The organism is Chryseobacterium soli, from assembly GCF_000737705.1.
In the GTDB taxonomy this organism is placed as follows: domain Bacteria; phylum Bacteroidota; class Bacteroidia; order Flavobacteriales; family Weeksellaceae; genus Chryseobacterium; species Chryseobacterium soli.
This window is the reverse complement of sequence record NZ_JPRH01000005.1, coordinates 150,891-176,092: the sequence shown is the minus strand read 5'-3', so window position 1 is coordinate 176,092 and position 25,202 is coordinate 150,891. Positions and strand designations below refer to the sequence as shown.

General features: G+C 35.0%; 26 protein-coding genes and 1 tRNA gene. 5 read left to right on the top strand and 22 right to left on the bottom strand.

Annotated features, from left to right (window positions below; all coding sequences use genetic code 11):
• Positions 1-74: 74 nt before the first annotated feature.
• From IW15_RS13955 to IW15_RS13940, 5 genes are all read right to left on the bottom strand, one after another.
• On the bottom strand, positions 75-569 hold the full coding sequence (locus IW15_RS13955) for an NADH-quinone oxidoreductase subunit C (protein WP_034712363.1): 495 nt from the start codon (positions 567-569) through the stop codon (positions 75-77).
• A gap of 7 nt (positions 570-576) precedes the next feature.
• Entirely contained in the window at positions 577-1,137 is a 561-nt protein-coding gene (locus IW15_RS13950; RefSeq protein ID WP_034712360.1) for an NADH-quinone oxidoreductase subunit B, read from the bottom strand.
• Between the two features lie 94 nt (positions 1,138-1,231).
• Positions 1,232-1,603, bottom strand: a complete 372-nt coding sequence (locus IW15_RS13945) for an NADH-quinone oxidoreductase subunit A (protein ID WP_034712358.1) — start codon at positions 1,601-1,603, stop codon at positions 1,232-1,234.
• Positions 1,604-1,724: 121 nt separating this feature from the next.
• Positions 1,725-1,901 (bottom strand): hypothetical protein, encoded by a 177-nt coding sequence (locus IW15_RS22830; protein ID WP_165585199.1) that lies wholly within the window; start codon positions 1,899-1,901, stop codon positions 1,725-1,727.
• 86 nt (positions 1,902-1,987) lie between these two features.
• Complete coding sequence (locus IW15_RS13940; RefSeq protein ID WP_034712356.1) at positions 1,988-3,121, bottom strand: GTP cyclohydrolase; 1,134 nt, start codon at positions 3,119-3,121, stop codon at positions 1,988-1,990.
• Positions 3,122-3,229: 108 nt separating this feature from the next.
• On the opposite strand from IW15_RS13940, the gene IW15_RS13935 reads away from it, so the two are divergent.
• Positions 3,230-3,937 carry a zinc metallopeptidase gene (locus tag IW15_RS13935; protein ID WP_034712564.1) on the top strand — a complete coding sequence of 236 codons (708 nt, stop codon included), beginning with the start codon at positions 3,230-3,232 and terminating at the stop codon, positions 3,935-3,937.
• On the opposite strand, the gene IW15_RS13930 is transcribed toward IW15_RS13935, so the two are convergent.
• The 8 genes from IW15_RS13930 to rbfA all read right to left on the bottom strand — a co-directional run bounded on the left by IW15_RS13930 (position 3,938) and on the right by rbfA (position 12,070).
• A complete protein-coding gene (locus IW15_RS13930) occupies positions 3,938-4,552 on the bottom strand; it encodes an IMPACT family protein (protein WP_034712353.1) in 615 nt (204 codons plus the stop codon).
• Between the two features lie 118 nt (positions 4,553-4,670).
• Complete coding sequence (locus IW15_RS22825) at positions 4,671-4,844, bottom strand: bacteriocin-like protein (RefSeq protein ID WP_165585198.1); 174 nt, start codon at positions 4,842-4,844, stop codon at positions 4,671-4,673.
• A 41-nt stretch (positions 4,845-4,885) separates the two neighbouring features.
• Positions 4,886-5,929: a bifunctional diaminohydroxyphosphoribosylaminopyrimidine deaminase/5-amino-6-(5-phosphoribosylamino)uracil reductase RibD gene (ribD, locus tag IW15_RS13925; protein ID WP_034712351.1), complete on the bottom strand. Its 1,044-nt coding sequence runs from the start codon at positions 5,927-5,929 to the stop codon at positions 4,886-4,888.
• Positions 5,930-5,995: 66 nt separating this feature from the next.
• Positions 5,996-7,804 carry a DUF349 domain-containing protein gene (locus IW15_RS13920; protein ID WP_034712348.1) on the bottom strand — a complete coding sequence of 603 codons (1,809 nt, stop codon included), beginning with the start codon at positions 7,802-7,804 and terminating at the stop codon, positions 5,996-5,998.
• Between the two features lie 63 nt (positions 7,805-7,867).
• Complete coding sequence (locus IW15_RS13915) at positions 7,868-8,605, bottom strand: shikimate dehydrogenase family protein (RefSeq protein ID WP_034712344.1); 738 nt, start codon at positions 8,603-8,605, stop codon at positions 7,868-7,870.
• 62 nt (positions 8,606-8,667) lie between these two features.
• A complete protein-coding gene (locus IW15_RS13910; RefSeq protein WP_051882053.1) occupies positions 8,668-10,452 on the bottom strand; it encodes an endonuclease in 1,785 nt (594 codons plus the stop codon).
• A 48-nt stretch (positions 10,453-10,500) separates the two neighbouring features.
• Entirely contained in the window at positions 10,501-11,706 is a 1,206-nt protein-coding gene (locus IW15_RS13905; RefSeq protein ID WP_034712341.1) for an ABC transporter permease, read from the bottom strand.
• A 4-nt stretch (positions 11,707-11,710) separates the two neighbouring features.
• Positions 11,711-12,070 (bottom strand): 30S ribosome-binding factor RbfA, encoded by a 360-nt coding sequence (gene rbfA, locus IW15_RS13900; protein WP_034712338.1) that lies wholly within the window; start codon positions 12,068-12,070, stop codon positions 11,711-11,713.
• A 93-nt stretch (positions 12,071-12,163) separates the two neighbouring features.
• Between rbfA and mce the strand changes: the two genes are divergently transcribed.
• Positions 12,164-12,562 carry a methylmalonyl-CoA epimerase gene (gene mce, locus IW15_RS13895; RefSeq protein ID WP_034712337.1) on the top strand — a complete coding sequence of 133 codons (399 nt, stop codon included), beginning with the start codon at positions 12,164-12,166 and terminating at the stop codon, positions 12,560-12,562.
• Between the two features lie 62 nt (positions 12,563-12,624).
• A tRNA-Ile gene (locus IW15_RS13890) sits at positions 12,625-12,698 on the top strand.
• Positions 12,699-12,961: 263 nt separating this feature from the next.
• Here IW15_RS13890 and IW15_RS13885 read toward each other — a convergent pair.
• From IW15_RS13885 to IW15_RS22070, 8 genes are all read right to left on the bottom strand, one after another.
• Positions 12,962-13,297: a hypothetical protein gene (locus tag IW15_RS13885; protein WP_034712334.1), complete on the bottom strand. Its 336-nt coding sequence runs from the start codon at positions 13,295-13,297 to the stop codon at positions 12,962-12,964.
• Positions 13,298-13,323: 26 nt separating this feature from the next.
• Positions 13,324-13,764 carry a transposase gene (locus IW15_RS13880; RefSeq protein ID WP_034712332.1) on the bottom strand — a complete coding sequence of 147 codons (441 nt, stop codon included), beginning with the start codon at positions 13,762-13,764 and terminating at the stop codon, positions 13,324-13,326.
• 84 nt (positions 13,765-13,848) lie between these two features.
• Complete coding sequence (locus IW15_RS13875; RefSeq protein ID WP_131368561.1) at positions 13,849-14,691, bottom strand: hypothetical protein; 843 nt, start codon at positions 14,689-14,691, stop codon at positions 13,849-13,851.
• Positions 14,692-14,707: 16 nt separating this feature from the next.
• Complete coding sequence (locus tag IW15_RS13870; protein WP_034712328.1) at positions 14,708-15,544, bottom strand: hypothetical protein; 837 nt, start codon at positions 15,542-15,544, stop codon at positions 14,708-14,710.
• Positions 15,545-15,712: 168 nt separating this feature from the next.
• Positions 15,713-16,558 (bottom strand): hypothetical protein, encoded by an 846-nt coding sequence (locus IW15_RS13865; RefSeq protein WP_131368560.1) that lies wholly within the window; start codon positions 16,556-16,558, stop codon positions 15,713-15,715.
• 1 nt (position 16,559) lies between these two features.
• Positions 16,560-17,366, bottom strand: coding sequence for a hypothetical protein (locus tag IW15_RS13860; RefSeq protein ID WP_034712324.1), 807 nt, complete (start codon positions 17,364-17,366; stop codon positions 16,560-16,562).
• Between the two features lie 50 nt (positions 17,367-17,416).
• On the bottom strand, positions 17,417-18,325 hold the full coding sequence (locus IW15_RS13855) for a hypothetical protein (protein ID WP_034712322.1): 909 nt from the start codon (positions 18,323-18,325) through the stop codon (positions 17,417-17,419).
• A gap of 655 nt (positions 18,326-18,980) precedes the next feature.
• Positions 18,981-20,477: a tetratricopeptide repeat protein gene (locus IW15_RS22070; protein ID WP_051882044.1), complete on the bottom strand. Its 1,497-nt coding sequence runs from the start codon at positions 20,475-20,477 to the stop codon at positions 18,981-18,983.
• A 333-nt stretch (positions 20,478-20,810) separates the two neighbouring features.
• Between IW15_RS22070 and map the strand changes: the two genes are divergently transcribed.
• The gene (gene map, locus IW15_RS13845; protein WP_034712312.1) at positions 20,811-21,575 is read left to right on the top strand and encodes a type I methionyl aminopeptidase; all 765 of its coding nucleotides are present in this window, start codon (positions 20,811-20,813) and stop codon (positions 21,573-21,575) included.
• A gap of 138 nt (positions 21,576-21,713) precedes the next feature.
• Here map and IW15_RS13840 read toward each other — a convergent pair whose 3' ends face one another.
• Positions 21,714-23,870 carry an outer membrane beta-barrel family protein gene (locus tag IW15_RS13840; RefSeq protein WP_034712310.1) on the bottom strand — a complete coding sequence of 719 codons (2,157 nt, stop codon included), beginning with the start codon at positions 23,868-23,870 and terminating at the stop codon, positions 21,714-21,716.
• A 492-nt stretch (positions 23,871-24,362) separates the two neighbouring features.
• Here IW15_RS13840 and IW15_RS13835 point away from each other — a divergent pair, with 492 nt between their 5' ends.
• Positions 24,363-25,127, top strand: coding sequence for a T9SS type A sorting domain-containing protein (locus IW15_RS13835; RefSeq protein ID WP_034712308.1), 765 nt, complete (start codon positions 24,363-24,365; stop codon positions 25,125-25,127).
• Positions 25,128-25,202: the final 75 nt, after the last annotated feature.

Below are 25,202 nucleotides of genomic sequence, written 5' to 3'. Positions count from 1 at the left end.
ATTTCAAATGCTTTAGGCTCTAGGCTTTGGGCTTTAAGCTTACTGCTTATTGCTTGTAGCGTATTGCATTATTTTTATCTTCCGAACATGCTATCGTTCTTATCTGTTCTTGTACCATCTTCAAGACGATATTCTTTCAACATAGGGTGGTATCCAAGATCTTCCATATTCAGAATAGCTCTCAGATCCGGATGTCCTTTAAATTTAATTCCATAGAAATCAAAAGTTTCTCTTTCCATCCAGTTGGCTCCTGCATATAATTCGGTAAGAGAATCTACTTCAATATTTTCTCTGGACATAAAGATTTTCAGACGGATTCTGAAATTAGTCATCATATTATGCAGATGATAGACAACGCCTATTTCTTTTTCAGGAAACTCAGGGTAATGGATTCCACAGATGTCGGTAAGAAAATTAATTTCCAACGAAGAATCTTTAAGATAATGAATCACCTTTTTGATATCTTCTTTCTTAATCTCAACAGTCAGCATTCCATAAGGTTCTGAGCTTGAAATGACAGATTCCGGAAATTCTCTTGTTATTGCCTCTAATACAAATTCGTTTGTCATCTCCCTTTTAGTTGCTTATGTTGTAAGAATCTAATAATTTCTGGTATTCAGGCATATCTCTTCTTCTGATGCTTTCGCTTTCTGCCAAAGCCTGAACCTGCATTACGCCTTCAATGATTTGTTCCGGTCTTGGCGGGCATCCTGGAACATACACGTCAACCGGGATGATTTTATCAATTCCCTGTAATACAGAGTAGGTATCAAAAATACCACCGCTGGAAGCACAAGCTCCAACAGCCACTACCCATTTTGGTTCAGCCATTTGGGTATACACTTCTTTTAGGACAGGTCCTAATTTTTTAGATATCGTTCCGCAAACCATCAGCATATCTGCCTGTCTTGGTGAGAAAGAGTTTCTTTCCATACCAAATCTTGAGGCATCATAGGTAGGGTTCAGGGTAGCCATAAACTCGATACCACAACAAGAGGTTGCGAATGGTAACGGCCAAAGAGAAAATTTTCTAGCCATCCCGATTACACTGCTCAATTTCGTTGCGAAAAATCCTTCTCCTTCAAATCCTTCAGGAGCAGGTGCATCTGTTCTTATTACTGGTTTTTTATCTGACATTTTTATTAAATATTTAAAGATTAAAACATTTAAAATTTAAAAATATGATCAATCTTTAAATCTTTTAAATGATTACATCTTTTAATGTTAAAATTTATTTATCCCAATCTAGCGCACCGCGTTTCCAAACGTAGAAAAACGCTACGAAGAAAATGGCTACGAATGTAAGCACTGCAAGGAATCCTTCAAATCCGAATTCTCTGAAGTTTACAGCATAAGGATAAAAAAATACGATTTCAATATCGAAAAGTACAAACAATACCGCAGTCAGGAAGTACTTAATAGAAAACGGTGTTCTCGCATTTCCTTCTACAGGAATTCCACATTCCCAACTCTGGTTTTTTACAGAATTTCCTTTTTTCTGTTGTGGACCTAGAAAATGTGCTCCAAGTAATGAAACCGCTACGAAAGCAACCGCAACACCGGCTTGGATAAGGATTGGAATATAACTTTCAGGTAAATTCATTTTTGCATTATTATCTCAATTTGCAAATTTAGCGAATAAAGAATAAAGCATGAAATTAATCAGGTTAAAAGTCTGATGAAATTAGGGAAAACCAATAATTTAGAATCAATAAAAATAACGCTTATTTTCGCATTTTTTTGAGGAGAGAGAAGGCCATAAATGAAATGTAGCCGAAAAGGACACTTGCATAGATGATATTAACGACTGTATTAGTCCGGTCATCCTGTATCTGGAAAAATAGATTGTACGTGATAAATCCTGCGATTAAAATGGCAAAAACAATAAGATGCGGCTTCATAAAAAATGTGTCTAAAGTAGAGTTATACGATACGGGGTCCCTTTTTTTTAGCAAGGTAATTAATGAACTTCAGTGAAAGAATTTTATTATTTATCATTAATCATCATTGAATAGGTTCTCCTTCTTTTATGATTAACCGGGTTGTAATCCTGCCAGAGTACCTGAACACTTTTATTTTCCTCCAGTTCAGGGTTGGTTTCTGCAAAATCAATTCCCATGCTTGTAAAACGCACGAAAATTTCTTTGAAGATAATGGCAGTTACGCCACGTCGCTGATATTCGGGATGAATTCCGATAAGATAGAAATTAGCACGGTCATTTTTCTTACTTGCCTGCAAAAAGTGCCACCATCCGAATGGGAATAATTTGCCCTTTGATTTCTGTAAAGCTCTTGAATAAGAAGGCATTGTGATGGCAAAAGAAACCAGTTCCTGATTTTCATCTACTACACAAATCACGTAGTTTTTATCAATAAACGGGAAGTATTTTTCTCTGTATGTCTGGATTTGCTCATCAGAAATTGGAGTATATGTTGAAAGGTGTTTATACGTTTCATCCAACAGCTTAAACATGGGTTCCACGTAAGGTAAAATCTCCTCTTTTGATTTGAAATGCAGAACTTTAAGTTTGTATTTTTGAGCGATTAATCCACTGAATTTCTCTACTTTTTCAGGCAATACTTTTGGAAAATTCATTTCAAATTCTACCCATTCTTTTTCTTTGGTCAAACCAAGATTTTCAAGGTGTTTAGGATAGTATTCGTGGTTGTAAATTCCAATCATAGTAGCCAGTTTATCAAAGCCCATGGTCAGCATTCCTGCCTTATCAAGATTGGTAAAGCCCATTGGTCCCTCGATTTTATCTATTTGATGCTCTTTGGCATAATCGATTGCTTTTTGAATTAAAGCAGCCGAAACTTCCTGATCATCAATAAAATCAATCCATCCAAAACGAACTTTTGCAATGCCTAATTCCTTTTCTTCTTTATGATTGATCATCACTGCAATCCGTCCAACTACTTTATTGTCTTTGAAGGCGAGATATTGTTTCGCTTCCGAATAATTCAGTGCCGGATTTTCTTTTGGATCCCAGATCTTAAATTCATCTTTAATAAAAGAAGGAACATAATAAGGGTTGTTTTTATACAGATCCATAGGAAATTTTACAAATTTCTTTAACTGATCGGCCGTTTTTACTTCAAGAATGGAAACTTTAGACATAGTTTTATGACGTAATTAAAGGACAAATATAAATAATATTATGGAATACTTTGGCACAGTTTTTACATCAATATGCTTAAAAATTTAACACAAAATATAGAAGAAATAATGGGTTATTATATTATCATAATTATTTCGATGCTCGTAAGCTGGTACGTGTCCTCCAAGCTAAAATCGAAATTTGAATATTACTCTAATGTCCATCTAAGAAATGGACTTTCAGGTAAAGAAGTTGCTGAAAAAATGCTCAGAGATAATGGGATTAATGATGTACAGGTAATTTCTGTACCGGGTCAGTTAACGGATCATTATAACCCGGCTGATAAAACCGTAAACCTTTCTGAAGGAGTTTATATGCAGCGAAATGCAGCGGCGGCGGCAGTGGCTGCTCATGAATGTGGTCATGCGGTACAACATGCTGTAGGATATTCAATGCTACAGTTACGATCTAAACTGGTACCTGTTGTTCAGATAAGTTCTAATCTTATGCAGTTTGTTCTTATTGCCGGAATCGGTATTATGGCGGCAACGGCTTCAGAACAAAATCCAAGAGGAAATACTTTGGTTCTGGCGATCGGAGTTATTATGTTTGCAGCGACTACACTTTTTGCGTTCATCACGCTTCCTGTAGAATATGATGCGAGTAACAGGGCGATGAAATGGCTTAAAGATACCGGGACTGTAACTGCAGAGGAATTTGTAGGCGTAAAGGATAGTCTTACATGGGCAGCCAGAACGTATGTGGTTGCAGCCATTGGTTCTCTGGCTCAGTTGCTGTACTGGGCTTCTCTTTTATTAGGAAGCCGAAGAAATTAATTAATAAGTAAATTTAAAAGAAATATATTGCATCTCGGAGAGTTTTTCTGAGATGCTTTCTTTTTGGGCTATTTTTAAGGAAGCAGTGAGAATGCAGTTTTCATCAGCATCAAAATTGAGCACTTTCGCATCAAATTTTGAAAGTAGGGTAAAAATGGTATTTTGCTGATTAAAATTAAAACGGATTTCAATTTCTGTTTCCAATTCTTTAGTAATGATATTCGCTTCTTCCAATGTTAATTTTGAAGATTCTTTATAGGCTTTGACCAATCCGGATACGCCTAATTTTGTGCCTCCATAATACCTAACGACAATAGCGAGCACATTGGTGATTTCATGAGCTAATAATTGATTGTAAATAGGGAGCCCGGCACTTCCGGAAGGTTCTCCATCATCATTGGCGCGATAATTTTCGCCCTGAAGGCCCATTCTGAAAGCATAACAATGGTGGGTTGCTTTGGGATGTTCTGTTCTTACTTTTTCCAATGCATTTTTTAGCTCCTTTTCATTATTGACGGGATAGGCAAATCCAATGAATTTGCTTCCTTTTTCCTTTAATAAAATATTTTCTATGGGTTTCTCTATGGTTTTGTATTCGAACGTCATTGTAGCCATCTTTATAAATGCAAAAGTATAAAATGCTGGGTAAGTTATGCAATGATCAATAAAGAAGCCTTCAAAATTTTGAAGACTTCCTGTGTTTTTTTGAAATTGTCAATATGGCTGAAATGCTTTATTCGCATAGGTCCATAGGAATTAAGCACATATAGCTGGTAGGACCACAAAAATCCTGAGGACAATAATCCCGGCATCTTGTAGGCTGTCCGTTAGGTAAGGTACAGGTGACAAACCCTCCGCCGGTAATGCTTTTTAAACTGATTCTTGAGATTTTTTTTGAATTTTTCATATTAATTTTTTTAGTTGGTTAAAGCTAATTTAACCATTTAATTAATATGATGTGCTGGTTTGATGAGAATTAACGTATTTATATACTGTATTGTCAAGGAAAGTTTTTTGATCCTCTGTGTCGTTTTTGAATACAGGGGCTTTTGTTCCGTTTTCCAGTTGTAGACCTTCATTTTTAATGATAATCGCCTCATCCCAAAGATTCGCCTTGATGAACTGCTGCAACGTAAAACTTCCGCCTTCTATAATAATAGACTGTATCTGCTCTTTATACAGAATATTCATGAGATCCAACAGGAAATTATCTTTTGCTACCTTAATAAATTTGATATTATTTTCTGATCCTTCTTTTATATTGTTGATCACCAACGTTGGTGCTTCATTATTATAGATCTTGAAACTGTCCGGAACTTTTAAATCAAAATCAATGAGAATTCTTACAGGGTTTGTTCCTTCAGCGTTTCTAACGGTCAAACTGGGATTATCATTTAAAGCGGTTTGTGTTCCCACCAATATGGCGTGTTCATCGGCTCTTAACTGATGTACCCATTGATTAACCAGCGAATTTGAAATAGAGTAGGGTTTGCAGTCTTTATCTAGAAATCCATCGCCTGATTCTGCCCATTTGAGGATGATGTAAGGCCTTTTCTTTTCATGATAGGTGAAAAAGCGTTTATTCAGTTCAATACATTCTTTTTCCAACACTCCGGAAACGACTTCGATTCCTGCATCCTGAATGATTTTTTTTCCTTTTCCGTTGACTTTGTCATGAGAATCCATAGCACCAATCACTACTTTTTTGAATCCCAGCTCTTTGATTTTTAAGGCACAGGGTGGCGTTTTTCCGTAGTGGGCACAAGGTTCCAGTGACACATAGATGGTTGATTCCGGGATCAACTCTTTGTTTTTAACGGAATTAATGGCGTTAATTTCAGCATGATTTTCTCCTGCTTTATGATGATAGCCTTCTCCTATTATTTTCCCGTTATGCACGATAACGCTTCCTACCAATGGATTTGGATAGGTTTTCCCTAAAGCTTTTTGAGCCAGCTCGATGCATCTTTTTATGTATAATTCGTCCTGCATAATGGTTCATGAAAAAGGCGAAGACAAATTTCTTTGCTTCGCCTGTTTTTAATATTGTGATAAAATTTATTCTCCAGCGATGATGCTGTGAAGATTTTGTCTTAACGTGTCAAGATGAGATCTTTTCTCATCAATAGTATTGAACGTATCTCTTAACAGAGGATTATCTTTCGATGGATTTTTAAAGAATGCAAGATTGGTTTCCAATTTTGTGATCTCAGCTTCCAGGTCAGAAATCTGGCTCTTGATTTTTCTTGCTTTGTCTGTAAGTTGATTTTCAGATAAGCCTTCTTCTTTAAGTTCAAGTTCATTGATCTTATTCAATTTCAACTTTTCTCTTAATGTTCTGTTGAATTCTGTATTGATCGATATTTTATCTCTTGGAACTTTTCCAATGTTGTTCCATGCTGTTTTTACAGCTTCAATTTTTTCGATACTTCCTTCTTCATTGGTTACTGTCTTCAGTTCATCAAGCAAGTCTTTTTTCTGCTTGTAGTTTTCTTTCCAGTTATCAGTAGAAGTATTGCTTTTCTCTCTGTAATTGTTGAAGAAAGTATTACATGCATCGCGGAATTCGTCCCAGATCTTATTGGTCATGCTTTTTGGAACGTGTCCAACCTTTTTCCAGTCTTCCTGTAGTTTTTTGAACAACGGAACGGTAATTTCCCATTCTTCATTGTTCATATTGTCTTTTGCAGTCTGGATAAGTTTTAATTTCTCTTCCAAATTGGCCTGCTGAGAACCTTTTAAAGATTTGTAGTAATTATTTTTTGTTGTATTGAAAGCTCTGAGTGTTGTTTTGAAATCATTCCAGTTTTGGTTGGATAGTTTTCTTGGAACGCTTCCGGTTTTCAGGAATTCAGAACGCAGATCTTCCACTCTTTTTATGGAGTTTTGCCAGTAGTTGTGGTTAGGTGTTTCAGAGGGTTCAGAAAGTTTCTTTATTTCCGCAATGATCTGATTTTTCTTTTCAAGACTGTCATTTTGCTCTGTTTCTATGGCTGCAGAGAGTTCAGACTTTCTTTCGTGAATTTTATTGGAGATTTCTTTGAATTCTTCCCATGTTTTTTCACGGAATTCTTCTGCTACAGGTTCTGCTTCTTCTTTCCAAAGTTTGTGAAGATATTGCAGTTCATTCAATGCCTTTTGAATAACAGGTTCATTTTGAAGTTCCTGTGCACGGGCAATGATGTGCTGTCTTTTTTCAAGGTTGTGGCTGTATTCCTGCTCAAGAAATTCCTTATTTAAATCCAGCATTTGATAAAACTGATTCAAATGGTGGAAATAGTTATTGTTAAGGATTTTAAATTCAGATTTAGCAACCTGTCCTGCATTTGACCAGTCTTCTTTGATCTCTCGGATCGATTTGAAAAGATTGATCCCCGGTTCAGAATTGGTGTATAGATTTTTAAGCCTTTCGATGATTCCCTGTCTGTGATCCAGGTTTTTCTTTTGCTCTTCTTCCTGACCTTTTTGGTAGGTGTCGTGTTTTTCTCTGAAGATATTGACTAAAGCGGAGAATCTTGCTTGTGCAGGATGTTCGTAGCTGAAGTTTTCAGGAGCATTGCCTGCTTCGGCGTACTCATGTTTTTTATCTTCCACTTCATCATGAATGTAATGACTTGCTTTTTCTTTGAGCTGATTGAATGTTTTAAAATTCTCACCGGCATTATCCGTGTTGATAATTTTTTCCATTTCTTTCAAAGCATCGGCTAAAGTGATATCTGCTTCTACATGCTCTTCTTCAAGGTGTTCTGCTTCATTGTCGTGTGTGGTTACATCGTGAACTGTAGTGTTTTCTGATGTTTCTTCTTGAGATACTTCGTTAGAATTTTTCATTTCTTCGTTTTCAGAAAGATTGTTTTCTGTAGTCATAGCAAGTCTTTTATGTGAGTGGCGTTAATATAGCTTAAAAGGCAATTAAAGTACTAATTTATGTTATTTTTTTTGAAAGTTCCAAATTTCCCAAGCTTTTTCTGCTTGCTGTTCCAGCATGTAGTAACCGTTTACTGTTTTTGCTCCTTTTTCAGATGCATTAATAATGAACTGTGTATAGTTAGGGTTATATATCAAATCGATAATCAAGTGCTCAGGAGTAAGTCCGTCAAAAGGAAAGTTCAGACAATCCTCTACATTAGGGAAAGTTCCCACTGGTGTACACTGAACAATGATTTTATAATTTTGTACGGTTTCTTTATCCAGATTTTCGAAATTAATTTCAGAATTTCTTGAAACGATTTTGGAAGAAATTCCGTTTTTATCCAGAACGTATTGTACTGCTTTTGCAGCGCCACCACTGCCTAGAATTAAGGCTGTATCCTGATGATTTTTTTTGTGGAGCAGCAAGGTTTTTTCAAATCCGAAAGCGTCTGTATTGTATCCTGTTTTTTTACCGTTTTGGATGAGTACACAGTTGACGGCACCTATTTTTTTAGCTTCGTCACTTAATTCATCCAGATAATCAATGATTTTTTCTTTAAAAGGAATCGTAACGTTGAAGCCTAAAAGGTCCGGATTGGAAAACAGCTGTTCAACTTCATGAATCTCACTGAGATCAAAAATATCATATGAAAAGCCTTTCAGCATTAACTTTTGAAACTTGTCTTCGAAGAACTTCTTAGAAAAAGAATAGGAAATATTCTTTCCTATCAAGCCTAATTTTTTATTGGAATCCATACTATCAAAAATAAAAAAAAGACCGAATAAATCGGTCTTTCTTTATAAATATTTTTTAACAATTATTCTACAATGAATTTTGTAGAGAAACTATCTGTTTTAAGGATGTAATTTCCTTTAGTAATCCCCTTAAGGTTGATCTTGTTAGAGGTTTTAAAAGGATTGATGATCACGTCGATTAATTTTCCAGAGAAATCATAAATTTCTGCTTTTGAAATTTTGCTCAGGTTTTCACCTTTTACAAAAAGCTCATTGTTTTTTACCGGGTTAGGGTAGATGGCAAAAGCAGATTTGTTTTTATTGATTTCTGAAGTTCCTAATGAAGAGAAACATGTCCAGCTAAGGTCATCCAAAGCAGGTCTATCTACGGTAGATGAATTGGTGAGTTTTATAACAAAATCTCCACTTATATTTATATTATTAAGTGTAGTTGTAGTTGTAGTAGAACTGTAAGGAATTGTTCCTACGTTTACATTGTTTATAAGAACATTGATATTACCAGGATTTCCTGAGAATTTTAACTGAGTGGTTAAAGTTAAACTCTGAATTCCACCGGAAATAGTTGAACTTGTTAAAGTACCATTTCTTATTGTAATAGCTTTTCCTGTGATCGTTTGGTCGATTCTTGCATCAGTTGCCGTCCATGTTATATTGTTATTTGTCCATATTCTTGTATCATAAGCTGGATTTGTAGACGTAGGGATGTTAGAGAAATTCTCTGTTCCACAGCTTGTATTTCCACCTGACTGTCCTGCTAAAGTAGTTTCCGTTGCAATATTACTTTGCGGGGATGCATTTCCAAATGCATCTTTAGCAATAATATAGAAATTATAGGTAGTAGATGAAGATAATCCTGTAACAATAGCTGTTGTTCCGGTAACGGTAGCTTTTAGAGTACCATTTGCATATATATCATATGCTGCTACTCCAATATTGTCTGTAGCTGCGGTCCAGCTTAAAGCAATAGAGTTTGAAGTTGGGTTATTGGCTGCTAAATTGGTCGCTGCGGTTGGTGCTTCATTATCAATAACCGGTGCTCCCCAAATCAGGTTAGCATACGAAGGATTATCAATAAATGGGTTTCTGTTTCCCTGGTAAGCAAAAGAAGCATTATTTCTGCGAATTTCAGCAGGAGAAACAGGATCTAAAGTATTCCATTCCAGCAACTGGTTCAGTTCCCAAGGTTGAAGCCCCGGAAAAGCAGTTGAGCCAAGCATGTTTCCTGAGCTAAATCCTGAAAGGTTAGATTGATATCTCGTTACAAAATAGAAAATCATTCTGGCAACATCTCCTTTGAAACCATCGTTGGGTTCAAATACAATTCCTGAATATCCGGGTGATGCAGAAGGTCCTAATTTAGAACTGTTTAAAGAGGTGAAAGTGGGTACTGATACCTTTCCAAATGGATAATTAGATCTCATTCCATTTACTTTTCCGTCTGTTGCACGGATAAAGTTAATGTCGGATTTCATAGGTAAAGCTTCATTGAAAAGACTTTGCGGAACGATATGTTCTCTGTTGTAGCAGCCTCCTTCACCTGAATATTGACCACACTGGTTGGTGCCAAGGGTGAAGTTATAAGGATCTGGACCGTTAGGCTTCTCAGAATAAATATCTAAGATCGTCCCATCATTTTCATAGTCATAATCCCTGTCCGTTGTTGCATATCCAGTCCAAAGTTGGTCATAGGTTTTAGCCTGATGCCCGTTGGTGATAATTGCACTTAGCTCGGTTTTAAGGTCAGGACCCGTTAAACCAGCTGCGGTACTGTAGTAATTGGCCGGAGCCTGTGCTGATGCATTAAAAAATGCAATATTCAGCAAAATAAAGGATAAAATTCGTTTCATTTCCATAAATTGGGCCGTAAAGGTACAAAAAAATGAAAATGAAGTGTATTAATTTTTGGTAATATAGTCTTTGCTGATTTTAGAAAAGAACCATGAAATGGCGACGCCAAACAATGATGCTGTACAGGCTACGATCAGGTAATTCTGACCTACTATTTTCACAGGGAAAGGCAGTACATCATTGGCTCTGAAGAATTCTGTGTATAGCTGGAAATAGCAGAGTGCAGTTCCCAGAATCAGTCCTGTAACGACTCCTGAAATAACAATCAGGATACCGGTATAAAAATATATTTTTCTCAGATGACTTAAAGGAAGCCCCAGTGAGATTAAAGATTTTGCCTGTTCTTTTTTGTCGAGCTGTAAAATAATGATAGCTCCTGCCAGGTTAAAAGTCGTAATAAAGATCACCAGTGCGAAAATCAGGTAGATAAACATTTTCTCTGTGTTGATCATTTTCCAGAAGGCTGCATTTTCTTCTTCCTTCGTTTTAATCTGAATTGTTTTTCCAAGAGAAGAAAGTAGGTTTTGTTTGACCATGTCAGCATTTTCCGGATTTTTTAATTTAATAACAATCTGGTAAGCTGATTTTTTTGGAAGGCTAAGCAGTTCTTCTGCCAGTTCAATAGGAGAAATAATATAATTGTCCAGCTGATCTTTCCCAGGGAAAACTCCGGTTACAAGAATATCCCTTTTATTATAAATGTCTTCTTCTTTATTAATGATTCCCGTGCCGGGTTTGGGCATGAAAATAGTGGCGTAATGATTGGATGAATCAATGGGAATAGATAATCTGTTGTCCAGATTATTTTCCATTAATACTTCATTGGAGTATTTAAAGCTTGGATATACTCCAAAGAATACATCCTTATTGATGGGATTTACTTTCGTATATGCAGAATCAACACCTCTTAAATAAGCAATATCTCCTTTTCCGTTAAAGTTAATGTATACTTTTTCTTCAATCACCCGGGAAAAGCTGAGAATTTCCTTATTAGCTTTTAAGACTTCAGTAACTTTGCCGAGATCTTTGATTGTTTTCCCAGTTGCATTCTTAAGCGTAAGATCTGCATGAAGATTGGAGATCAGGTCTTTATTCAGGTTTTCAAGTCCTGAAAAAACTGAAATGATGACGAACATTGCAGCCACAGCTACCGTCATTGCTCCTACTGCCAGCCACGTAATGAACGTGACTGCAGTACTGCCTTTTTTTGCTAAAAGGTATCGGGATGCTATGTAAAATGCAATATTCTTCAAGATCTTATAAAACCGGATTGTCGCCTTCGCCTCTTAATTCTTTTTCTAATTTTTCCACATCATCCAGAGCGGTATCCAGATAGAAATTAATTTGAGGGATGATACGAACCTGTTTTCCCATTTTCTGACCGATGAAGTTTCTGTATTGTGCTTTGTTTTCCTCAATTTCCTTCATTACTGCGGAACGGAATTCCTGAGGGAAGATGCTTAAATAAATTTTAGCAATTCCTAAATCCGGAGTTACTTTTACATCCGAAACGGATACCAATATACTCTGCTTGCTTTCTGAAGCTTGTTTTCGGAAAAGCTCTGCGAAGTCTTCCTGAATAATCTGTGCTACTTTTCTTTGTCTGTTACTTTCCATAATTTCTGCAAATTTAGTACTTTTGTTTGAATTGATACTTTGAAATGTGGCTCCGGTATCAAATTTACGATTTAATTATATGTATTATTATTTATGAAGCTAGAACATATTGGTATTGCCGTGCAATCTTTAGGAATTTCTGATGAACTTTTTACTAAACTTTTAGGAAAAGAATCTTACAAGAAAGAAACCGTCGAAAGGGAAGGCGTGGTAACCTCTTTTTATGAAACAGGAGAGAGTAAAATTGAGCTGCTGGAAGCGAGCAATCCTGAAAGTCCGATCTCAAAATTTATAAGGAAAAAGGGCGAAGGCATCCATCATTTGGCTTTTGGCGTGGAAAATATCCTTGAAGAGGTGCAAAGATTGAAAAAAGAAGGGTTTCAGTTTATTTCTGAAGAACCGAAAGAAGGTGCTGATAACAAATTAGTTGTATTCCTTCACCCTAAATCCACCAATGGGGTATTGGTAGAACTTTGTCAAGAAAAGCAATAAAAAGTTTTGTAGTGAAAGAAATTTTACTATTTTTGCAAACACAAAATTTAACCAAGTTTTGAGGTCCTATAGCTCAGTTGGTTAGAGCACCTGACTCATAATCAGGTGGTCCCTGGTTCGAGCCCAGGTGGGACCACACAAGTAAAGCCGCTTACAGTAATGTTAGCGGCTTTTTTTATTTTGTTCTTCTATAAAAAAGGGCAAATCCTATTATGACAAGCATAATGCTTATAACATAGATACTATATTGTTCCAAGGTGATATCCAGGAAGTCTGGACTTTTTTCTTTCAATATTACAGAATCGAAAATATGGTTAATTAGTATTATTAAATTAGTTAGAGGGTGCATTGCAAATTTTTTAAGGTGGAAATTCTACTCTTAACAATAGTTTTATAGCTCTAAATCGTGAAATTTTTTCTCCACTTAGCAATCGTATTTCTACTCAGCTTAAAATGAGTTGCCAATTGGGAGTTATTCAACTTATTTTTTTTCTGATAATGTAAAATCTCTAATATTGTAGAGTGATCATAAGACCTGTGTTTTTGATTATTGATAGATTCTTCTTTATCATTTATACCAAAAATGATATCATTGATTTTAATGATATCTAATACAGACAATTCTTTTTTTTCGAGTATATATTTGCATTTATGTTCTTTTTCAGGATATTTTTTTGAAAGTATATCCGTATATATCCGTTTGTAATTGGGGAAATTTGCTTTTTTGATTATCATGTTGTTTCTGGTTGTTATTATGTTTTTCAATCGGGATTTTCCGAATTTTCATCCGCATTGTATTTACTTATCCATTTATATAATGTAGTTTTAGGAATCCCATAGTATTCCACAGCTTCTTTTCTTGTTTTTTCACCGGTATTAATTTCCTCTAAAATAAAATTGATGATATCTTTTGTATAAATATTTTTCCGGAACTGTGGCAATGCTATATTTCCGTTTTTACTATTTTTCACTTGTGGGGCGTATAAAATCAGGTGTTGAGAATAGAATCTGAAAAAATCATATTTTAATAATTTAGACCATTTAAGCATATCATCAGAATTCATATTCTTTTGCTTAAACATGTTCAGAATTTCCTCTTCTGTAAGCTTAAAAAACCTGCAAATTCGATCAATAGGAATATTTAATTCCTGATGTCTGGCTTTAATAAGCCTTCCGATATGTATTTTTTTTAAATCAAGCATAATTAGAGTTGAGTTAGTTTTTTAGATCTCATTAGAATTGAGAATCATACTAGCATATGTATAAATTATTTTCATTTAATCTGCTTATTGTACTGGAGTTGCTATGATATCAAGTCTGTCATATGGAGAGTTTCCAATAGTTGCTTTTATGCCTTGATCATTATCAAAAGCAAAAACATATCCCTTTAATTCAATGGAGTAACTGCCTGGGTTCAAGACAACAAAGTATTTTCCTCTCGGATAATAAGTACCTTTGCTATAGGCTGCAGAGAGATTGGTAAAAGGCAATGTATTAGCTGACATAACGTCATTCACTGTAAATGGACTACCGGAAGGGAGGGTTTTCCATATTAAACGGGCTCCTAATTGTTTTTCGGCCCCATCGGTTAGGTTAGTTCCCGAAGTATTTACGATGTTGTCTATTCCCAGCTGATACGAAAAAACAACTAAAGAGGTCTGCGAAATCGTAAAACTTTTAGTAAGTAAGTTGTTTGTATAGCTTGCCGTATTGTTTATAGAAGACAACGTTTGGGCAGAAGATACGGCATCTGCTCCGTCGCTGCCTGCTAATACCTGAGGTAATAGCGATGTGGTTGATCTTGTAGTGATATTTCCGGAACCATCTGCTGTCATCACTTTTGCATTAGTGGTATTTGTTCCGAGATCATCCATTCGCGTTATACTTGTAGTATGGAGCTGTGCTGCCGGATTAGGAATTCCAATACCAACATAACCATTATTAAGAACAGTAACTATTTCTGATGCACTTGAATTACTTATTTTTATGGCTTTTGTTGCACTGCTGTTTCCTTTGCTTACAATATCCAGCATTGCTGATGGAAGATTGGTATTTATACCTACTTGGCAATTATAAAAGCAGGAAACCAGAGAAAAAATAACCAATGTCCAATTAAAATTATTCATCATTATACTTTATTAAAAATTATTGTACGGATGTTGCTGAAATATCAAGTCTGTCATATGGAGAGCCTCCAAAAGTTGCTCTGATTCCTTGGATATTGTCAAAAGCATTTAAGAAGCCCTGGAGTTCAATAGCGTACGTACCCGGGATTAAAATAATAGAACAGCTATTTGACTGGTAAAAAGTCCCGCTTGCATAATTATTATTTGTATTTGAAATAGGCATGGCGTTCGTACATAATATTCCATTTATAGCGAATGAGCTGCCCGCAGGTAAACTTTTCCATATTAAATTAGCTCCGATTTGTTTTGCTGCTCCATCATTAAAATTATTACTTCCTGAAGAGGTCAATATATCGAGAACACCCAAACTATAAGAAAAAGTAACTAAAGAAGTTTGTGAAATTGTAAAACTTTTAGATGCCAAATTATTGGTATATCCAGGTGTATTATTTATAGAAGATATAGTTTGCGTTGTAGGTACTGCATCTGTACCGTTTCCACCAGCCATAATTTGTGGAAGTAAGGTATTGGTTAATCTTGTGGTAACATTGCCGGCAGGGTCGGTAGTCATTACTTTGGTATTCGTAACATTTGTTCCTAAACCATCCATTCTTACGGTACCGGTAGTGTGCAATTGTGCAGTCGGATTTGCAATACCAATACCTACATTACCATTATCAAGAACAGTAACCATTTCTAAAGCACTGGAATTGTTTACTTCCAGTGCTTTTGTTGCCGATGTATTCCCTTTGCTTGCTATATCCAAAGAAGCAGAAGGAGTGCTGGTATTAATACCTACTTGAGAGAAAGTGAAAACACCGCAGATTAAAAAAGTAAAGAATGCTATTTTTTTCATAACAGAACGAATTTGTTTTTGCGGCAAAACTATTATATTCAGATATGATGACTATAAAACCATGGTTGACAATTTATGACAAAATCTGTCATAGTTATTTTATTGAGATTTAATTGTCTTTTTATCAGTTGGTTATGTGTTTTTATTCTGTACTAAAAGGAATGGGGTTTATTGCTGAATCCTAATGATTCTAAATGTTTTTGTAATATCAGTACCCGGAACATTCACAAGAACACCTGAACTCGAAACATAGGAATTGGCTACAGCCGGTTTATATATAACAACCCTCAAAAGATCATTTGGTGAAAAATGATGAATAAAGTTTGGAAACGAAATGGTTTGAGTTTTATTAGCCGCATTTTTTTCGATAGGTGTGCTATTGGAGAAAATCGTACTCCATGATATTCCGTTGGTAGAAGAAGACTGGAGGGCAACAATGACTTGGGAAGAATTCCCCGCCACAAGGACGTTGACTTTAAAGTTGAGTGCTCCTGAGATCTGATAGTAGGAATCTGTTAAAAACTTTAAAGTATTCCCTGTTAATTGGATATCGATGGTGTTATTTACATATATATCAGCCGATTGCCAGGGAACTGTCACTGGCTGACTTAAATTGATGCTTGCTAATTCTGCTATGCTAAAATCTTGTTGCGTTTTTGATGATAATACATAATCTATAGGTGTTTTTAAAGTCCTGATTTCCGGTAGATTGCTAACGCTTTCCCAAATAGTAGAATTCCAAACCACCAAAGAATTTGCTTTGATCAGAGTATTTCCGCTTCCGGATACCGTTTTATTATAAACAAGCATACTCGTTAGTGGTGATGGAATAGTAGATACATCCGTATTGCTTGTAAGGTTTACGCGTGGTGGCAAAAAGCCTTTTTTAGGAGAAATAGAGCTTACATCCAGATCCAAAACAGACGACGAATTCGGAGTTGTGGTGCCTATTCCTACTTGGCCCATACAGATGTATGAGAGTGTGATATATACAAGTATTATTATTTTTTTCATTTTAGTTTAATTTTTGAATTTTTAAAACTTTACCATAATTAAGTCCGGTTGCGGCGCTTATACTTGCACTATTTCCATGGTTTGTGCCTGCTGTTTTAAAGACAGTACATCGGATCAGATTATTTTGTGCTAAGGATACCACTATAGGAGCAACATTATTAGTTCTGCTATTTTGTGTAAGTCCATTCCCCCATACACCGACCGTTTTTGCCAGAGGTGACCAAGTGCCTCCGTTATCTGTGGAAATTTGGATGGTAAACTCCATATTCGTTGAGGTTGTTAATGATAGAATTTGAGGATTGTATCCAATATATCCGGAGATTTCATAATTCCCGGAATTATTCACTTTAAAATTATTTTCGTCCAAAAGAGAAATATTATTCCCGGTATTCAAAATGATTGAGCCTGCCGAAAAATCAATCAAGACCGGAGCTATATTTACATTATCTGATCCTGATATTGGGCTTTGTGGTGTAGTAACACTATTATTACCCTCCGCAAGGAAAAATATTTGAGGTAACAGTTCTTTTTTTACTTCCGTTATGCTGGCAAGATCTATCCAATTGATGCCATTCCAATAATAATATGTATTAGCAAGAACTGCTGTAGTTCCGGAGCCGTTGTCGGTTGTATTATAAACTGTTAAGCCTGCTGCCGGATTGATAATGGTAACTACATCTGTGTTGCTTAAGAGGGCAACTCGTGGTAAAAGAACCCCTTTTTTATTATTGGCTGGTAAATTTGATACATTGAGTTCAAGTACTGCAGAACTATTAGGAGTAGAGGTTCCTATCCCTACTTGGCCCATAATAAATGATGATATCAAAAGAAAAAGGAAAAATTGTAAAGCTTTCATAGTTATTTTATATTGTAATCTAGTAACTGTATTTGAAGTCCCTTAGAAGTGGGAATATTGTTAGCGGCATCAATTCCTATATAACAATTGCCTGCGCCGCAGTGGTCATTCGATGCGGTGGAATTAAACGGATTGGCAATTACAAGTCTTACCCTGTCACCCTGATTTAACTGAAGTGGTGTCGCAAGCAAAATAGCTGTTTTTAAAGTGCCTGCTCCATCCTCACCCCATCCTGATCTTGATCCTATTGCATTATTCCAGGTTGTTCCATTATCTGTAGATTTCTGAATCTTCAAATTGAGAAATGCTCTTTTCTGATAACTGGAAGCAGGAACACCTGCTGTAGTGGCCATTGGATTGTAATTAACGAAAGCCGAAAACTCATAAATGCCCGTAACATTTGCTGTGAAAGTTGAACCTGTACTATTAAAAGTAATAATGTTTTTAACGTTAATAGAAGGAGTTGTAAAGGTAACGATATTGTCATTAGGCGTGCCCGTTGCAATATTCATGTTTGCGGAAGTGAAGGTTTGATTATCGCTGCCCTCAATATAGAATACTCTTGGATTTACCGCTTCCTGAACGACACTTGTATACACCAAACGCTCCCAGTTAGTGTTATTCCAGTAATAGAAGTTATTGGCATTTACTTCATTAGGATACACACCTGCATCAGCTGTATTAAAAATTAAAAGACCGTTTGCGGGATTCGGAATGGTGGAAATATCATTAGTTCCGTTAAGGGATACTCTTGGAGGCAGAAATCCTTTTTTACTGGTCCCGGAATTTCCCGGAGGAGAATCTGCACTTACCTCCAAAATTGCGGAAGTATCGGGAGTTTTGGTATTAATCCCTACATTTTGCGCGCACAATAAATTGATTGCTAAAATTGCAAATAAATTTTTCTTCATTAATAAGAGTTTAAATATTAATTTTTAGGAGTTATTGATAGATCCAGAATTATAAAATGATTCATTTTTCCGGAAAAAATCATTTCTAATACTGAAATACTATCCGATTTTACTGTAAATTGTTGAGAGAACTCAGTGTTATTTAAACCTATTTTGAAGATTAAAATTCGCGAAATTGCAACGAAGTGCTAACTTTTTTGTCATCATCCTTATGTTATTTGTGTTGTTTTTGTAAATATAACAATTTTGTCATATTGAAATTTTTTTATTTCCCTTTTTTTTTAAAACTGAAATAAAAGCTGTTTCTTTTTTCATAAATAATAAGTGAAAAAAAGTGGAGTTATTGCGTGATGATCGAAGAGACAGCGGATAATAAAAAAAAATAGCGAAAAAGAAAAATCAGAAGAAATTTTCGCTAGTGCTTATGTATTATTAACAAAATACTAAGAAGTTAGTTATTTTAGACTCCCATTATGAGAACAGATGTGTTTAATAATTACATGTTTTTGGTTAGTCGTTACAAAATATCATCCAATAGTTTGTTATAATAATGTGTTTGATTTATCAATGCAAAACTATCATTATGGAGTTTGAAATTAATACAATGTCGCCTGACATTTTATGATAAAAACTGTCAAAATTATTATAATATGCGTTATTTATAATTTGTCTGAATTTTCATCAACCATTTATAAATATTTTCAGAACTGTCAATATTGAGTTTTTTTCTTATTCTGTATTTTCTGCTTTCAACAGAACTTACAGAAGTTTTCTTTACTACAGCGATCTGTTTCGTGTCAAAATTTAATTTCATTAAGGCACAGTACTCCAGATCAGACGGAGTAAGTTGAGAGCTTATGGATAAAAGTGTTTCATTGAATGCCGGAAATATTTCAGAAAATTTAAGATAAAAAGACTTGTCATTATTTTGAGCTAATTCAATAATATGATCCAGTCTGTTTAGATCAGGGTCCTCCACACCATTTTCTGACACTAGATCAGGAGAGGTGTCGTTAGCTGCTTTTTCTTCTTCAACTGTTGTTGTTTCCTCTTGTGAAACTGTTTTTTTTCGGATAAACAAGAAATAGAATAGAATCAGTAAGACTACGATAAGAATGGGGATAGCATAAAAAAGCAGATGATTTTCATTTTTCTCTGTATGCTCTGATGGAATTTCTTCAATTATTTTCTTCTCAGCATTAGCAAGACTGTCGGTTATCTTTTTTGCTTTTGTAAGATAGAATGCCTGATTTTTGTAATCATGAAGACCTAGGTAAGATTCTGCAATTCCCGAATAACTTTCAATTAACTTTGAGGGCAGGATTTTATATTCTTCTGAAAGATGTATTGAATGATTAAAATATTCAACCGCCTTATCATAATTTCTTTTTTTGTTTTCAATATTTCCTTTAAGGGTGTAGAAGGAAATATATTCAACGCTATTTTTTTCATTTTTAGTTAGCGCTTCAAACTCTGCTAAATATTGTTCAGCCTCAGGAGTTTTATTTTGAAGAAGATAGATAGAAGCTATATTCTTCACATTTTTAGCGATATATTTATTTTTCTGAGGAAATGTATCACTTAACGCCTTAGATTCTGCATAGGCCTTTCCATAATAAAACTTAACAGAATCATATTTATTGGGGAGTGTATTTTCTTTATCTATAGTGCTTGCTTGTTGTCTGAAAATATTTGATCTTGCAATATGCTTTCTGTCTGTTTCTGTGATTTGATCTGCTATAGATAAAGCTTTACGGCAGTTTTCTCTGGATTTATCATAATATCCGAATTCCTGATAAATACCGCTTTCCAATGTAAGCAGATCCGACCAGATGACATAGTTCCTGGTTTTTTCGGCAAGGATAAGTCCTTCATTGATCTTGCTCAGACTTTCTTTATAATTTTGCTCATTCTGATAAATCTCAGACATCTTCACAAGTGCTCTTAGAGTTCCCTTTTCGTAATTTATATTTTTAGATTGATAGTAAACTTCAGTACATAATCTTAACATTTCTTTGCTTCCCTTTTCTGCATATGAATGTTTACCGGCAGCCAGATTCCATAAGCTGTCGATAGATTTTTCCTGAGATGACTGCCCGTTTATCAGACTGTAAAAAAGAAAAATAAAACAAAAAATATATTTAAATATCATTTAGAATATTATAAAACAAAGTTAACTTTTTTACAGATTGTTTTTTCTTAATATAGTTAAATCGATTTATTGGTTTAATATTCAATGCATTGAAAATGTGGTAGCTTAATGTATATTGTCAAGAGGACAATTTATTTTTAAACTCGTATAAACAAATCTGATGCTAATTAATGCAGTTCTGTTTTTTAGTGTACCGGAAAGTTATTACTTTTGAAGATGTAATGATCGGGAACTAAAAAATTGCAGTGGCTAACTCAGATGAATGAGGATTAAATTACAGTTTTTTAATATTTTGATAATACATACAAACTTAAATAATCAAAAAAAGAGACGATGTCAATAGCAAATGAACAGGAATTAATAGGAATGCAGAAAGCAAGTGAAGCGGTTGCCTATACCTTGAAGGAGATGATTAATTATGCTCAGCCTGGTATGACAACAAAGGATCTTGATGAATATGGAGCGAAGATTCTTTCCGGTTTTGGAGCGAAATCTGCCCCTTACCTGACGTATGGATTTCCGGGTTGGACATGCATCAGTGTTGATAATGAATTTTGCCATGGGATCCCAACAGATCAACGGGTGTTAAAAGAAGGAGATTTGATCAATATTGATGTGTCGGCAGAACTTAATGGATTCTGGTCGGATAATGGAGGTTCTTTTATTATCGGAAAAGACATTAACCAGCATCAGAAATTAGTGGATGCTTCCAAAGATATTTTACAGAAAGCAATCAATTCGATAAAAGGAGGAGTGCGAATTGCAGATATCGGATTCCTTATGGAAACGGAAGCTAAAAAAAGAGGATTTAAGGTGATTAAAAACCTTGCCGGGCATGGGATCGGAAGAAGCTTGCATGAGCAGCCTGATGAATTGCTTAATTATAGAAACCGTTTTGATAACAGAAGATTCAAAAAAAATTCTGTGGTAGCTATTGAAACATTTATTTCAACTACATCCAATAATGCAGTAGAATTGAAAGACGGATGGACGATGGTGGGGAATAAAGGAGGATATATGGCACAACACGAACATACAATTGTGGTGACTGATGGCAAGCCTATCATTTTAACGCAGATGAATGAAATCCTGAATTAATATTACAATATCAAAGTTTTCATAGTTAATAAGCGAAATACACTGGCTTTTTAGATAAAACAAAATAATAAAGCTTCACTCTTTGTTGAGTGAAGCTTTTTACGTATAAATCATTTAATAATAATGAAAAATTTTTATTTATTTTCCGCCGCCGCCATTCTTTTCAAGATCGGTTTTGGTGTTGTCTTTTACTTTCTGGTTTCCGAAACGTTTTACGAATGAAAGAGAAACTCCGTACCAGTCCCATTTTGATGAATTTCGTACTGTGCCTGTTTCACTGTAGGTAGTGGCATCATAATTAGGTCTTTTGAAAATGTTCATGAATTGTATGCTGGCTTCCATTTGTGTTTTTGGAAATAATTTGGTGACAGAAATATTGTGGAAAACATTGGCTTTATTCGCATAAGAATTTCCGTTATTCTGATTTGAAATTTCAACCCAGGCACTCACATTGACATTCTTATTAAAAAGATTGGTATAAGAGATGTTCGTAGAACCACTCAGATAGCTGATGTAATCTTTAGCACTATCCAGTTTATTTTTTGCATTAAAATCACTGTTGTCGTTATAGTACCATCCAAGACCCACATTCACGCTCAGCTTATTCTTCAGGAATGTCTGATTGGTATTGGCATACAGGTAATATTTTTCAACTTTTCCGGTGAAATTACCCGGATAAGTGATTGTTTTCTTATTTTCAACCGTATATGTCGTCCAGTAATCCTGATTGGTAAACATATACCTTGCAGAAATGAAATACTTTTTCAGGATTCCAAATTTCATAACGATTCTGTCACTTGGGTTGGGATCAAGATCCATATTTCCCCGTGAATAAATTCCTTCATTATTAGGGATCAGGAAAGGATTGAATTCTGTATACCAGGGACGCCAGATATTCCGGTTATATGTAAGGCTTAAATCATACTTATCCGAAAAAGAATACTTCAGCAAAATATTAGGAAGAAAATTTCCGTAAGACTCTTTTCTGTGTGTATCCGCAACATCCTGTTGCAATTTAAAGTGGGTATTCTCATACCGTATTCCGATTCTTGTTTCCAGCTTTTTGAAAAAGGTCTTGCTGTAGTTCAGATAAATGGAACTAATATTATCCTTATACCGGAAATTATCATTTCTTCGAAGATCACTGTTCTCCGGAAGATCCAGACTGTTTCCATACAGATCATAAGGCACCACATTATTATTAAAATCTATTTTTCCTCCAGCTTCCAGTGTACCGCCCTTACCTAAAGGTTGAGTGTAATCTACTTTCAGATAATAATTACGGGTTTGGTTAAGGCTGATAATTCCGGTTTCTTTGGGGATAGGTGAAGTACTCACGTATTTGATAATATCATTATCCTCCGATTGTGATTCATAATTGGTACCGAGATTAACATCTAAGATTCTGTTTTTTTCCTTATCGTAATACTTATAAAATAGGTTGGTTCCCAACATACGGTTAAGCCCTGATGAATTCTGATTCTGAATATAAGAATCCTGAAATTGATCATTCATATAATGCATGTTTTCTGCATCGGAAAAAGAAGATCGTTTGCTTTGGTAATATTCCAGAATAAGCCCGAGTGTATTTTTATCATTCAAAGCAAATTCCGAAGTAGAAGATAGAGAAGGACTCTGACCCTTATCTGTGGTTTCACTATTAATATAATTAACGTCATTGTCTTTATATAACGTGTAGGTATTGTAGTTTTTTTCTACATGCGTATTATTACTGTAACTCCCGATTAGGGTTTGTGTAAATTTTTTCTTGTGGTAATTCAGGTTGAGGTTTGTATACTGAGAGTTCTTCGTATTTTGTCTGTTGTTGAAGGTTACGCTTCCTTTCATCCCCTCATCATCCCTTTTTTTAAGAACGATATTGATCACGGATCCGGCACTTTCATAACGGGAAGACGGGCTGGTGATCACCTCAATTTTCATTAAGTTATCGGCAGGAATAGTAGCAAGGTATTCTTTTAATTCCTTCCCTGTGAACACCGATTTTCTGTCATTAATATATACCGTAACAGATTCTCCTTCCGCTTTGATGGCGTCATTATTATCAATACTTACCAAAGGTGTCATTCTTAGTACATCCCAGGTGGTGTTTCCTGCCAGAATAGAACTGTTGGCTACATTAAAAACGGTTCTGTCGGCTTTAGATTCTACCGTCGCCTTTCTGGCAACGAGCGTCACGGCTTCTATTTCTTTTTGTTTAACAACGGTATCTTTTTCTGCCTGAGCAAATGTTAAAGAAGCCATTAATAAAGCGATGGTGGATATAATTATTTTCACGAAGTTTTAGTTTTTTTATTATAAGACACTTATTATAGGCAGTATGTTACACCGAAAATGAGGAAATATGGAAATAAGTACTGAAATACAGTCATTAACAAGTCTGATGTGATTTTGTTATTCACAACTAATAAATCATTTCACTGTTTTTATTGTTGAATTCTATGGCTTCTGAAACGAAAAATATATACATAAAATGAAAAAGAAACACATCTGGAATCTATTGTATTGAAATGAATAGTATTGTTATTTTATTTAATAATTTATGATTGCGTGAAAATTATTCAGTTTTTTAAACTGTATCCATAAGAAATGCAGTGTACCTTTTTTGTAATTAATATTTCAACAGAAAAAAAAGCAGTATTCATCGGATGTTATATTGTGATTAATCTAAAAATTTATTCACTATCTCGTGTATTTCTTATTTATTTAATGTTTTTATTGTTTTATATGTAAAAATTTGTAACTTTAATAGACCAAAAACGGATTATTATGAAAAAACTTTATTCTTTAGTATTTTGCTTAGGAAGTTTTTTGGGGTATTCTCAAATCCAAAGCGAAGATTTTGAAACTTCTACGATGCCTGCGGGCTGGGAAATGAATGTGATTACCGGAACAGCCGGCTGGACCTTTGGTGTTAATGAATATGGAGGCTATCAACCGTTCACAAGCAATGGAGCTATGTTTGACGATGATCTCAATGAGGAATACGAAAATGAAGCGGATCTGATCTCTCCTCCAGTTAATGTTACTTCATACGGAACACTATCGTTGAGCTTTAATTATTCACTTGAAGATTATGCCGGCTCAGGAGACTTTTTTGTGTATGTCTGGAACGGAACAGCCTGGGTACAGATTTTTACCCAAACGAATGATATGCTGTTCGAAGCCAAAACGATTGATGTAACCGCGTATAAAAATGCAGCTTTTAGAGTCAAATTTAAATATCTTGATGATGACTGGGGCTGGGGTGCCGGTGTAGATGAATTTAGATTGACCGGAACACCACTGCTGGCAGTTAGTGAAGCTGAAGCTAAAAAAATTGCTGTAGGACCCAATCCTGTACAAGATAAACTGACCTTCTTTACCGATAAAAAAGTAACGAATATTATACTCTATGACAGTACGGGAAATAAAGTTTCCTATAATTCAATGAAAGATAATACAGTAGATGTTTCTTCATTAAAAACCGGAATGTATTTTATAACCTATGAGATTAACGGAAAAATATATAAAGATAAAATGATGAAAAAATAATTGATGAAGGAAACCTTTAACGCCATGTTAGAGGTTTTTTTTTTGGTAATATTCAATAAATTTAGACTAAATCCT